Below are 13,648 nucleotides of genomic sequence, written 5' to 3'. Positions count from 1 at the left end.
TATAGCCCGTCTTGTTTTTGGTGATGCAAATATAGGGAAATGGAACGGCTATACAAACTTTTTTTTCTTTTTTTTGTTGCGGAGAAAGGTGGTATTTTTGTTCATTGAAGTTTGTCCCCATTCCTGAATCTCAATCGTCACTAAGGTGAACAATAAAATTTTTAAAAGATGAAAGAATTTGCATTAATTTTTAGATTAAAAGACATCTCCGACTTCAGGCCATCCCCTGAACAAATGCAGGAACGTATGAATTGGTTAGCAGGAATCGCTTCACAGAACAAATTAGCAGACAAAGGCAATACACTTTTACCAAATACAGGAAGTGCTAAAACTGTAAAACGGAACAACGTAGTAACAGATGGAGCTTACACCGAAATAAAAGAATTTATCAGTGGTTACATTGTTGTGAAAGCTGAAACTATTGATGAAGCGGTAGAAATGGCAAAAGCAAATCCGATTTTTGATCAAGTGGGTGGGAGTATTGAAGTAAGAGAAGTTTTAAAACGTGACTAGTAAAAAGACACATAATGAACTTTTACCTCACTTATTCCGACAGGAATATGTTAAAATGACGGCTGTTCTGTGCCGTCATTTTGGTTTAGAGCATATGGAAATTGCCGAAGATATTGCAAGTGATACGTTTTTAAAAGCCTCCGAGTATTGGGCAATCAACGGAGTTCCGGAAAATCCTACAGGTTGGCTTTATGCAGTTGCGAAAAATAAAACCAAAGATTATTTTAAACGTCTTGCTATTTTTGAAACACAAATCAAAAATTCTATAAAATCAAGTGAAACCGAAGACGAAAAGGATTTTGAATTTAGCAATCAAAATATCTCAGACAGCCAATTAGCGATGATTTTCGTGGTTTGTAATCCTGTAAACCCGACCGAAGCACAGATTTGCTTAGCACTCCAAGTTCTTTGTGGTTTCAGTATAGAAGAAATTGCAAATTCTTTTTTGAGTAAACCTGAAACGATAAAAAAACGTCTCCAAAGAGCAAGAACCAATCTTCGCAACGATAAATTTCAAATTAAAAACGTAAGTAGGGAAGAAATAAAGTCTAGACTAGATACCGTTTTAAAGACATTATATTTGCTTTTCAACGAGGGCTATTTTTCCAAAACAAATAATCAGCTCATTAGAAAAGACCTTTGTTCAGAAGCTATAAGACTAACTTTAATCTTGACAGAAAACCCATTGACAAACCAATCTCAAACCAACGCGTTGTTAGCTTTAATGTGCTTTCAAAGTTCACGATTGGAAGCAAGAACCAATGATAAAGGCGAAGCAATTTTGTTTGATGAACAAGATAAAAGTTTGTGGGATAAGTCGCTTATTGAAAGGGGGAATTATTATTTGATAAATGCCACAAATGGCAACGAAATCTCAAGATATCATTTAGAGGCAGGTATTGCTTATTGGCACATTACACCGACAGGCGAAAATAAATGGAAACATATTTTACAACTTTACAATCAACTTATTTTAATTGAGTATTCGCCTGTCACAGCATTAAACAGAATATTTGCTTTTGCCAAAGTTTATGGAAATAAAAAAGCTATTTCCGCGGCCGAAACACTCAATCTTGTTGATAGCGATTATTATCACGGATTGTTAGGCTATCTGTATTCAGACATCAATATTACGAAAGCTGTTGAACATTACGAACAAGCAATTCAACTAACCAAGTCCAAAATAGAAAAGCAAACCTTAAAAAGGAAAATTGAGCGCCTCAGAAAATTTAGCTAAGTTTATCCTCCACCAGCTCACCTGATAAAAAAAGCTCAACTTTCGTTGAGCTTTTTTTTGAGCCTCCTATCGGGATCGAACCAATGACCTACTGATTACAAGTCAGTTGCTCTACCAGCTGAGCTAAGGAGGCTTTAAATTGTTTCTGATTCAGTGATGCAAATATCATAGTTCTATTTTTATTATGCAAATACTTTTTAAAAAAACTCATTGTATAGAATGCAAAGAACATAAACACAAACTATGAAATTTTTAAAAACAAACAAGCTAGAATCAACAAATAGGTCATTTTGTCATCTAAATATATTTTTATGTGACAAAATTTCTGATTTATTCACCGCAATCAAAAAGGCACTTAAATTGTTTATCAATAAAACGATATCAATTAACGCATTTACATAGATTAAAAGAGATATTATTATATGAACTTTAACAACTATACAATCAAAGCGCAGGAAGCTATACAAAAAGCTTCCGAAATGGCGACGGGCAATCAGCAACAAGCGATTGAACCTGCGCATATATTGAAAGCACTCCTAACCGTAGACGAACACGTTATCGGACATCTATTAAAGAAGCTCAACGTTAACACGAACTATTTGGATACCGAAGTCGACAAGCAAATCGCTTCGCTCCCCAAGGTAAGCGGCAGCAGCGTATACCTAAGTAACACGAGTACTTCTACTCTGCAAAAAGCACAAAGCTATCTCAAGGAGTTCAACGATGAGTTTGTATCCATTGAACACATTCTTCTGGGACTTCTTTCCACAGGCGATAGAACCGCTTCTCTACTGAAAGATCAGGGCGTGAATGAAAAGGATCTCAAGCTAGCCATCAAAGAACTTAGAGGGAATAACCGTGTTATCGATCAAAATGCAGAAGCAACTTATAATGCATTAGGAAAATACGCGCGGAACCTCAATGAATTTGCAGAATCGGGTAAATTGGATCCCGTTATCGGTCGTGACGAAGAAATCCGTCGCGTAATGCAAATCCTCTCCCGTCGTACGAAGAATAATCCTATTTTGGTTGGTGAGCCGGGTGTGGGTAAAACAGCTATTGCGGAAGGTATTGCACATCGTATTATTAAAGGTGACGCTCCGGAAAACCTTAAATCCAAAACCGTATTTTCGCTCGATATGGGCGCACTTATTGCCGGAGCGAAATACAAAGGCGAATTTGAAGAGCGTTTGAAAGCTGTGGTAAAAGAAGTATCGGATAGTGCCGGCGAAATCATCCTGTTTATCGATGAAATCCACACCTTGGTGGGGGCTGGTGGCGGTGAAGGTGCTATGGATGCGGCCAACATCCTAAAACCTGCTTTAGCACGTGGTGAGCTTCGTGCAATCGGCGCCACAACTTTAAATGAATATCAAAAATACTTTGAAAAAGATAAAGCGTTAGAGCGCCGATTCCAAAAGGTCATGGTCGACGAACCGGACACACAGGATGCGATTTCAATCCTCCGCGGTCTTAAAGAAAGATATGAAACCCACCATAAGGTACGTATCCTGGACGAATCTATTATCGCCGCAGTAGAGTTATCACAACGCTATATCACGGATAGATTCTTACCAGATAAAGCAATTGACTTAATAGATGAAGCGGCCTCTAAACTACGGTTGGAAATGGACTCCGTGCCAGAAGCAGTTGATGAATTAGAAAGACGCATCATGCAACTGGAAATTGAGCGGGAAGCGATTAAGCGCGAGCATGACAAGAAAAAAGTAAGCGAGCTCTCGGAAACGATAGCGAACCTTTCTAACGAGCGCGACTCCCTGAAAGCAGCTTGGCAATCTGAGAAAGGTTTGGTCGATAAAGTCAACCAGGAAATCCAGCATATCGAAGATTACAAACTGGAAGCAGATCAAGCAGAACGTGCTGGCGATTACGGTAAGGTAGCCGAATTGCGGTATGGAAAAATTAAAGAAGCACAGGATAATGTTGAAAAACTGAAAGCCGAACTTGCGGAGAAGCAACAAGACAGTCGTATGCTGAAAGAAGAAGTCACCTCGGAAGATATCGCCGATGTCGTATCCCGCTGGACTGGTATTCCGGTCAGCAAGATGGTGCAGTCTGAACGCGAAAAACTGCTTAACCTAGAAGAAGAGTTACACAAGCGCGTGGCTGGACAGGAAGAAGCGATTGAAGCAATTGCTGATGCTATCCGCCGTTCCAGAGCCGGACTGAGTGATGCGAAACGTCCGATCGGTTCGTTCATCTTCCTCGGTACAACCGGAGTAGGTAAAACAGAGCTTGCTAAAGCATTGGCCGAGTTCCTGTTTGATGATGAACAAGCTATGGTACGGATAGACATGTCGGAATATCAAGAACGTCATGCGGTATCCAGATTAATCGGTGCGCCTCCGGGATACGTGGGTTACGAAGAAGGCGGACAATTGACGGAAGCCGTTCGTCGTCGACCTTACTCGGTCGTGTTGTTGGATGAGATCGAGAAAGCCCATCCGGACGTATTCAATATTTTATTACAAGTTTTGGATGATGGACATTTGACAGATAACAAAGGACGCGTGGTCAACTTTAAGAATACGATTATTATCATGACGTCGAACACCGGATCGCACATTATCCAGGAGAATTTCTCCAAATTGGATGATAGCAACCGCGATGAAGTGATTGCAAAAACCAAGGATGATGTATTTGAACTCTTACAGAAATCGATCAGACCGGAGTTTCTGAACCGTATTGATGAAGTGATCATGTTTACGCCGTTGAGCCGGGATGAAATTGGCGATATTGTGCGCATGCAGTTTCAGAAGATACAGAAACAACTCGCGGAACAGAATATATTCTTATCTGCCAGTGAAGACGCACTTGACTGGTTAGGTCAATTGGGCTATGATCCGGTATACGGTGCAAGACCATTGAAACGGGTTATACAAAAGCGGGTACTCAATGAACTCTCTAAAGAGATCCTTTCGGGTAAGGTAATCAGGGATTCCGTTATCCAACTGGATGTATTCGATGGTAAATTTGTGTTTATGAATAAAAAAGACGGGGATCTATAATCCCTGTCTTTTATTCTTTAATCCGCCATACGGAAATAGCACCTAACAGCATAAATATTCCTCCTAGCATTATTCCATATATCGGTTGGCTATCGAAAACATATTTAATAATCATCCCGCCAAAAAAGCCACATATAATTTGCGGAAAGGTGATAAAAAAATTAAAAATCCCCATATATACCCCCATCTTACGTACCGGCAGGCTGTCGCTCAGAATAGCATAAGGCATGGAGAGAATGCTTCCCCACGCTATACCAACACCCAACATCGTTAACAATAAGATATTCGGAGAAGAAATAAAGAGTATGGAGATCAACGAGACTCCACCTATTACCAATCCGAACGCATGTATTTTCGTTCGCCCAAAACGATTCGCAAGCCGAGGTAAGAAAATAGCGTATATCGCAGATATACCATTGTATACACCAAAAAGTACACCGACCCAATTGCCAGCTTCCGCATACAGACGATTGCGCTCTCCATCCATCTTATAAAATACATGTTCCGCAATAGCGGGTGTCATGTATACCCACATCATGAAAAGTGCAAACCAGGAGAAAAACTGTACCCATCCGAGTTTTTTCATGGTTAGCGGCATCTGTTTGAAATCTTGAAAGATCGCTCCCAAATTATGGTTGGTTGAAGATTGAACTTCCGGTTCAGCTTCTTCCTCCCCTACAAAAGACTGCAGTTCTTGCGGCGAATATTCCTTCGTAGTGAAAACAGTCCACAGAATGGTAGCGATCAATACGAATGCTCCAAAGTAAAACGAATAAATTACATTCTGAGGAACAATACCGTCGCCTCCATCCGCAGGGATAAGTAAATATTCTGCAAACACATAAGGTAACCAAGAACCGACTACAGCCCCCACACCTATTAAAATAGTCTGAACCGAAAAGCCCAAACTTCGTTGAGCACTGGGAAGGTTATCCCCTACAAGTGCTCGAAAAGGTTCCATGGTTACATTGATCGACGCATCCATCAGCATGAGCATACCAGCACCGATCAACAATGGCGGCAGTATTGCCGTAAACAGGGCTATATTAGGCATCAAGACCAATGCAATTGCCGTTAACAAGGCCCCCACCAGAAAGAAAGGCCGCCGCCGGCCCATCTTTGTCCAGGTGCGATCACTATAGTGGCCTATAATCGGCTGCACAATCATCCCGGTAATCGGTGCGGCGAGCCAAAATAAAGACAAATGCTCCACATCAGCACCGAATGTTTGCAGAATACGGGAGGCATTGCTATTCTGCAAAGCGAACCCCATTTGGATACCCAAAAAGCCCATACTCATATTGAAGATCTGAGCTACAGTCAAAGTGGGTTTAACGCGTCGTATATTGTTCATGAAAAGGTTTTAAGATTTCCATTCAGGTTCTATCAAAAGCTGTTCACCGTTAAATATAATACTAATTTCGGTATCAGACAGGTTTTTGACTTCAAAATCATCCTGACTTACATTAATATACAACTTCGTTCCTCTATACTGCACGTGAAAAGCATAGCTTTGCCAGTTTTTAGGGATAAAAGTTTGAAAATGTAATTGACCGTCGCGTACGCGCATACCGGCAAATCCCTCTACAATAGCCAGCCAGGTGCCCGCCATCGATGTGATGTGCAGCCCATCTTCGGTATCGTTGTTATAATCATCCAAATCAAGCCGAGCGGTGCGGAGATAGAACTCATATGCCTTCTCTTCTTTACCCAATTTGGCAGCGATAATCGCATGTACACAAGGCGAAAGGGAACTTTCATGAACAGTTAACGGTTCGTAGAAATCATAGTTACGACGAATAGTGTCCGTATCAAATTCATCTTCGAAGAAATATATGCCTTGCAGCACATCTGCCTGTTTGATATAACAAGAACGTAGTATCCGATCCCAACTCCAGTGTTGATTCAAAGGACGTACTTCCGCTGGAAGCTCCGCAACAGGGATCAATTCCTTATCCAAAAAACCATCTTGTTGTAGAAATACACCGCGGTCACTATCTTCGGGTAGGTACATATTATCTATGATGTGTTGCCATTGTGCACCTTCTTTTGCTTTAAAATCCAGTCTCGACAACAACTCGTATAAGCGATCCTCGTGATGTGTCTGCTCCTGCTGAATGATTTCCAATGTATAATGCAAACACCATACAGCAATTTTGTTCGTATACCAGTTGTTGTTTACATTATTCTCATATTCATTCGGGCCGGTTACACCCAGCATCACATATTGCTGTTTTTGCTCACTCCAATTGACACGTTGCGCCCAAAAACGGCTGATACCGATCAGGATCTCCAAACCGTGTGCAAGTAGATATTCACGATCGTCTGTATAGCGGACATAGTTGTAAATAGCAAAAGCAATGGCGCCGTTCCGATGGATTTCTTCAAACGTAATTTCCCATTCATTGTGGCATTCTTCTCCGTTGATAGTGACCATCGGATATAAAGCCGCTCCATCACTAAACCCTAATTTGCCCGCATTTTCAATAGCTTTTTCCAAATGCTGATAACGGTAAAGTAACAGATTACGGGCTATCCGAGGCTCTTGTGTCGCCAGATAAAAAGGCAAACAATATGCTTCGGTATCCCAATAAGTTACCCCGCCATATTTCTCCCCGGTAAAACCTTTCGGTCCGATATTCAATCTAACGTCTTCGCCTGTATACGTTTGGTTTAGCTGGAAAATATTAAACCGGATAGCTTGTTGTGCAGCAACATCTCCCTCGATTTGTATATCACTTTCTTGCCAGATGTGCGCCCAAGCGTCTGTTTGTAATTGCATTAATTCGCTGTAGCTTTTGGAAGCTATTTTTTTCAAACTGGTTTTTGCTGCTTCCGTCAACTTATCCAGAGGATGATTGAGCGAGGTGACCATCGCGACATATTTCTCCACACGAACGGACTCGCCAGCTTTCAAATGCGTATGCAACTCCTCGCCCACGTAGAATTGTTCTTTTCTCTTTCTGTCCGACGACAGTACCGCTCCACCAACATAAAACACGTTTTGCAAACGCGCTTCTACACGAAACTGCGTCTTCTTGGTTTCCGTTACCAGTACCAGGTCATCCTGAATGTCTTCCACAATAGGTACCCAAAAGCCTTCATCGTAATTGCTGTCCCGATTAAGAACATCACCATTTAAATAAGAACGAATAGATACGTTTGCATCCGAATTTAAGACACGTAGCGTATACTGCAAGGAGGTTGTATCTGATTGAAACAGATGATACATCCGCTTAGCGGTCACTTCCACTTCCGTACCATTAGGCATTTTTGCCTTAAACGTACGATAAAGGACCCCCCCTTTCATATCCAAACGGCGCTCAAAACTGGTGATTTCACATTTTGCCAAATCCAGTACCGTACCGTCAATTTGAACGTCCAACCCAATCCATTGCACGGCATTGATTACTTTAGCAAAATATTCGGGATAGCCATTCTTCCACCAGCCCACTCTTGTTTTATCAGGATAATACACACCGGCTAGATAAGAACCTTGCATCGTTTTTCCAGAATACGCTTCCTCAAAATTCGCCCGCTGTCCCATCCGGCCATTACCAATGGAAAAAATACTTTCCGAAAACTCATTGTGCTCTGCTCTAAACTGATCTTCAATAATATGCCAAGGATCGTGTATGATATAATTCTTCATGTTCTTCGTTAATAGTCACTTATCAATATTTCCGACAAATCGTCGACACGTACATTGTAGTTAGACAGCGAATAAGACTTGTCTACGGCTATCACCTGCATATTGGCGGCCCTTGCCGCATCAATTCCTGCCTGCGCATCTTCCAGCACAACACACCCCGAAGGCGCTACACCAACCGCCGTAGCGGCTTTCAAGAAAACTTCCGGATCAGGTTTAGAATTTTTGACAGCATTCCCGTCGATGATCGCATCAAAATAATGTCGAATACCGGTTTTCTCTAAAATTCGTAACGCATTTTTACTCGCCGAGCCCAATGCGATCTTTTTATCAGTTGCTTTCAAATAGGTCAATAAATCTATCGTGCCCGGCAACACATCGCCTTCCTTCATGTTCTCTACCAACTCCAGATACCACGTATTTTTCAACGACGCCAATTGTTCCTTCTCCGGCGCAGACACTTCCTTATTTGCCCACTTTAAAATAAGATTCAGGGAGTCCACACGACTCACTCCCTTTAATTGTTCATTTTCTATCTCTGTAAAATCAAAACAAAATTGTTTTGCCAGTCGCTTCCAAGCCTGATAATGAAACACAGCCGTGTCCACCAAAACCCCATCTAAATCAAATATGACAGCAGCTACTCCGTCTACTATTTCTCTTGCCTTCATTCGTTATTTTAGTTCAAAAACCAACGTTTGTTTCCCCTTCACTACAATGCTTTTTGGTAAATCCGAAGATTGACCCGTTAAAATATTTTTGAGCTGACTAGACTGGCCGATACCCTCGTCAAAACGAGCTAATGCTACATCCTGTTGTTCATCACCACAGTTCATAAGCACCATTACTTTTTCCTTTTTGTTATACCGGAAATACACATATACATCATTTTGCGGCGCATAGTGCAACAGCTTGCCATCCTGTAAGGCAGCTGTCTGTTTTCTATATTGCGCCAATGTACGCACATGGTTAAACATGTCATTTTCAGCTTCTGTGCGTCCCTCAGCGGTAAACTTATTCACTTCATCTCCCGGAAAACCACCTTTAAAATCATCCCGTACCAAGCCATCCGGCCTGCTGAAATTTTTCATTAATATCTCTGCACCATAGTACATTTGCGGGATACCTCGGTAGGTTAACAACCAACTAAAAGCACTTTTATATTTTTCGATATCTTCACCCACTGTTGAAAAGAAACGGTCCTTATCATGGTTATCGAGGAAGATCACATTTGCCAAAGGGTTTGGATACAGGTAGTCGCCACTTACGGTGCTATATAATTTGTTTGCACCATCTTTTTCCAGATTAAGTGCATCTCCGATAGCGTAGTTTAACTGAAAATCCGTTACACCTTCCAATTTCGTATCCACATTCTGCCCTACTTTTTGACCGCCTAAGAAATACGCTTGGTTAGGAACCGAGTGTACCCATGTTTCCCCAAAGAAGGAGAAATCGGGAAATTCCGCACGAATGGCATCTGTCCATTTCCCCATGAAAGCCAGATCATTGTAGGGATATGTATCGATACGAAAACCGTCCACGCCCGCTTCTTCAATCCACCAGATATGACTCTGCGTGATGTATTTCTGGATCTGTTCATTTTGATGGTTCAAATCCGGCATTGTCTTCACAAACCACCCTTTTTCCATCAGATCCTTGTCTGCCTGCGTTCCATAGGGATCAAACATCGTCTGGTCTTTATAGGTTGTTTGTGTAAATGTATCCCACTCATGTAGCCAATCAGAAGAAGGACGATCTATAACTGTCCAGTGATATAGTCCTACGTGATTAGGCACTACATCATGAACAAGTTTCATGTTGCGTTTATGTAATTCTTTTCCTAGTTCACGGTAGGTATCGATGGAGCCAAATCGGGGATCTATTTGGTAATTTTCCGTATTGGCATAACCGTGATAAGAAGCCTGCGGCATGTCGTTCGTCAAGACCGGAGTCATCCAAAGAGCCGTTACACCTAAATTCTCGAGGTAATCCAAGTTATTGATAATACCTTGAAGATCACCACCGTGTCGGTAATACATGGAATCCCGGTTTACAGCTGTTTCGCGCATACCCTTTACTGAATCATTACTGGGATCGCCGTTGGAAAACCGATCGGGCATAATCAAGTAGATAAGATCTGCCGCATGTACACCTTGTGCTTTAACCAAATCTTTGTCACGATTTTTCAATGTATAGTCGCGGGTCGATACCTTCTTCCCGTTTTTGTATAGCTCTATAGGGTAGGTTCCTGCTTTTGCATTATCCAGAATTTCGACATCCAGAAAAAGGTAATTCCTATTTTCCACCTGATGGACTTTTTTTAAATGCATGCCCGTTCTAGGCAATTTCACTTCACAATCTCCGATATCGGAACCATGTAATACGATTTGCAGTTCCGGATTGTGCATACCTACCCACCAATGCAGGGGTTCCGCCCGTTGTATGGATTGCCCTTGTGCAAAGGCAATCCATAGCGTCGAACATAATAGCGTGATCGCTATCTTGATGTGGTTCATTTTCAAAAGTATAAGAATAAAAAATCTCTGCTTCAACAAAAAAGGGTTGAAGAAACGTGTATTTTCAGCTATAAATTAAGGATGCTGCGTATCACTATGCAGACACCCTCGATTATTGTTGTTTAGTAATTATTACTGCTTTTCGATCTTCGCCGTATAGCCCGCTGGACTTAGATTAAGCTCAATGTTGTACGTCCCGGCAGATGTGATATCGATATTGCTACCACCCCATGTCAAGTTCGACTCATCCCCCCCCAAATTGGCAGGAATATCATCGAAATCCCAAGCATTGTTGTATCTAAATTTCAAACCTCCCTCGGATAGGTTGGCTGTAATTTTCCAGGTGTAGGTACCTTTTCCACCCTCAAACATCATGTCTGTACTTTGATCCCAGCCACCCGCTGTAGCATCACCAACGATACCCCAAGTCACTTTTAGCAGATCATAAGTTAGCGCTTCCGCGTCCATACGCACGCGGTAGAACCCATTTTCTTCGACTGTAATATTTCCGGCATCTCCAGCCTGCAACAACGTACCTGCCGACGCACCTAACCCATAAGCATTATCCCAGGTCTTGTCCGGCAAGAACTTAAATCCGCCTCCGTCTGCGGTGATATACTCAAAAATTTCAAATTTGTCTTTGCTCTCACTATTATACAAGAACATCGGCGTTGCCAAGGGCGGTTCCCAGCCCGCGCCTGTTGATCCACCCACAAGGAACATTTCCGGACTGCTTTCCAAAATGGTCAGCGCCCGGGTTTTCTCTATCCGTTGTCCGCCGGCATCATAACTCACTTGAAGTAATACATCGCCCATCCATGATCCGTCATTTGGAATATCAAATTCACGAGATAGTATTTTTTCATCGCCTTCCAACGTGATTTGCTCTGTCATTAACGCGTCGCCATCTTTTACAATGCTAAATTCAAAAGCATTTACCCGATTGGAAATAAAACCTACACGTAACTTTTGTCCCAACTGCACACTATTAGGCGTGTTTTCATTAATCGAAACAATAGCGTCATCTATTTCATGCACAACCTTTTTACAGGACGTAAACCATCCCATCGCCAGTACCATTACTGTCATCAGGGAAATATATATTTTATGGGTCTTCATTTTTCTGTATCGTTTAATTTGTGTAACCAGGATTTGGTGTCAAGTTTCCATTATTGGCCAACACGGTTGCCGGGATCGGGAAGATGCGCTTATAAGTTTCTCCCGCATTAGCAGGCTTGAACAACATGGCGTTTTCCCATTTGCCAAAGCGGATCATATCTGTTCGGCGTGTCACTTCAAAAGTGAATTCCAATGCACGCTCTTTGTAAATGGCATCCAACGTTAACGTCGCTGCTGTGAAGTGCTTTTCTGGATTTAAAGGAAATGCCCTTCCACGGACCTGATTGGCGGATTCCAATGCTTCGATCATCGTGCCGTTTGTCGCTCCACGTAATATAGCTTCGGCCTTCATCAGTAATACATCGGCTAAGCGGTACACCACCACGTCGTTGTTTGCATTTGTACCGATGTGGTCTTTATCCGGAAAGTATTTCACACAACGTGCTCCCGCCAAACGACCACCGTCATCTGCACCGCCGATATCAAAATCTGAACCCGGCAGCAAGTTATAACCGTAAGGATCAAGCACGATATTAATACCGTTGTACACCAACGGCGCTCCAGTAGCCGTGTATTGCTGGCCGTATAACCACTGTTGTTTGCGGATGTCATCATCATCAAACAGATCGAAATATTCCGGTTGGGCGCTCCACCCATTCCACGGATTTGTATTCAAACTGAACGTTTCGCGATGAGAGTAATGCAACACTTTATTGAACAGCTCATTGCCTGTTGCGCGTGCTGCGTGAAAGGGGATAGAGAAAATAGGTTCCGAATCCTGTGCACCATTATCCGGACGGAATTGTGCCAACATATCACTTTGCAAGGAATACGCAGTTCCCTCGGTAAGCACGATATTGGTATGTTCCACCACTTTATTCCAGTTTGGCGTACCCGTATATATCTGCGCATTTAAATATATTTTTGCCAACAGCGTATGGGCAAACCATTTCGTCGGCCTTCCGTAGGTAAGCTCCGACTTCTCTTCGCTCAAAAGCGAAAGATTATCTTCCAGTTCCTTTACGATAAAATCAAAAACCTGCGCTCTTGGCGTCGTTGATGGAAGTTCACCGCCGGTGTCGAAAGTGGTTTGCAATGGAATATTTCCATAGGCATCCATCATTAAATAATAATACCAGGCGCGCATCGTTTTGATTTCGGCAATTGTTTGCCCTTTGGTATCCGATTCCGGTGCATTTTCCAGTACCCCAAGCACACGATTACAAGTTCCTATCGCATTGTATCCCCAATTCCAAGCGTTTCGTACCACTTCATGCGATGGTGACCAAGTATGCATGTGCATATCCCGCCACTTTCCGCCATCAAACCAGTCCCCACCACGTGTCGGGATAACCACTTCATCCGATCCGGCAGTTTGCAAATCAAAATAATCCCGGAAGTAGTCACGTGCAGCCGTATAAACAGGCCCTGTGAGTGCCACAAATTGTTCCGGAGTTTTCGGAAACGTATCTTCTGAATAAGCCGAGTGCATGTCTACATCTAGTTTTGTACAGGATGTGCCTGTACATAACGCTCCGGCAAACAGCAACATATAAAGTTTATTGAATTTCATTTTCATAGCCAT

General features: G+C 42.3%; 9 protein-coding genes and 1 tRNA gene. 3 read left to right on the top strand and 7 right to left on the bottom strand.

What is annotated here, in order from left to right; translation table 11 throughout:
* The first annotated feature begins 168 nt into the window (after positions 1 to 168).
* Positions 169 to 513 carry a YciI family protein gene (locus tag G5B43_RS00885; protein ID WP_165292838.1) on the top strand — a complete coding sequence of 115 codons (345 nt, stop codon included), beginning with the start codon at positions 169 to 171 and terminating at the stop codon, positions 511 to 513.
* Positions 506 to 1,750 carry an RNA polymerase sigma factor gene (locus G5B43_RS00880; RefSeq protein ID WP_317167454.1) on the top strand — a complete coding sequence of 415 codons (1,245 nt, stop codon included), beginning with the start codon at positions 506 to 508 and terminating at the stop codon, positions 1,748 to 1,750. Before G5B43_RS00885 ends, G5B43_RS00880 begins: the two co-directional genes overlap by 8 nt.
* Before the next feature lie 60 nt (positions 1,751 to 1,810).
* Here the strand turns inward: G5B43_RS00880 and G5B43_RS00875 are convergent.
* Positions 1,811 to 1,883: transfer RNA gene (locus G5B43_RS00875), tRNA-Thr, on the bottom strand.
* A 289-nt stretch (positions 1,884 to 2,172) separates the two neighbouring features.
* On the opposite strand from G5B43_RS00875, the gene clpB reads away from it, so the two are divergent.
* Entirely contained in the window at positions 2,173 to 4,779 is a 2,607-nt protein-coding gene (clpB, locus tag G5B43_RS00870; protein WP_165292837.1) for an ATP-dependent chaperone ClpB, read from the top strand.
* A gap of 10 nt (positions 4,780 to 4,789) precedes the next feature.
* Here the strand turns inward: clpB and G5B43_RS00865 are convergent, their stop codons facing one another.
* The 6 genes from G5B43_RS00865 to G5B43_RS00840 all read right to left on the bottom strand — a co-directional run bounded on the left by G5B43_RS00865 (position 4,790) and on the right by G5B43_RS00840 (position 13,642).
* The gene (locus G5B43_RS00865; RefSeq protein WP_165292836.1) at positions 4,790 to 6,133 is read right to left on the bottom strand and encodes an MFS transporter; all 1,344 of its coding nucleotides are present in this window, start codon (positions 6,131 to 6,133) and stop codon (positions 4,790 to 4,792) included.
* Between the two features lie 9 nt (positions 6,134 to 6,142).
* Positions 6,143 to 8,431 (bottom strand): family 65 glycosyl hydrolase domain-containing protein, encoded by a 2,289-nt coding sequence (locus G5B43_RS00860; RefSeq protein ID WP_165292835.1) that lies wholly within the window; start codon positions 8,429 to 8,431, stop codon positions 6,143 to 6,145.
* 8 nt (positions 8,432 to 8,439) lie between these two features.
* Positions 8,440 to 9,099, bottom strand: a complete 660-nt coding sequence (pgmB, locus tag G5B43_RS00855; protein WP_165292834.1) for a beta-phosphoglucomutase — start codon at positions 9,097 to 9,099, stop codon at positions 8,440 to 8,442.
* A 3-nt stretch (positions 9,100 to 9,102) separates the two neighbouring features.
* Positions 9,103 to 10,944, bottom strand: a complete 1,842-nt coding sequence (locus G5B43_RS00850) for a glycoside hydrolase family 13 protein (protein ID WP_165292833.1) — start codon at positions 10,942 to 10,944, stop codon at positions 9,103 to 9,105.
* Between the two features lie 132 nt (positions 10,945 to 11,076).
* Complete coding sequence (locus tag G5B43_RS00845) at positions 11,077 to 12,063, bottom strand: SusF/SusE family outer membrane protein (protein WP_165292832.1); 987 nt, start codon at positions 12,061 to 12,063, stop codon at positions 11,077 to 11,079.
* 13 nt (positions 12,064 to 12,076) lie between these two features.
* Positions 12,077 to 13,642 (bottom strand): RagB/SusD family nutrient uptake outer membrane protein, encoded by a 1,566-nt coding sequence (locus tag G5B43_RS00840; RefSeq protein WP_165292831.1) that lies wholly within the window; start codon positions 13,640 to 13,642, stop codon positions 12,077 to 12,079.
* Between the last annotated feature and the right edge of the window lie 6 nt (positions 13,643 to 13,648).

The sequence above is a fragment of the Sphingobacterium sp. SGR-19 genome (assembly GCF_011043555.1).
Classification (GTDB): domain Bacteria; phylum Bacteroidota; class Bacteroidia; order Sphingobacteriales; family Sphingobacteriaceae; genus Sphingobacterium.
The sequence above is the reverse complement of the archived record's forward strand: the minus strand, read 5'-3'. Positions and strand labels throughout refer to the sequence as shown.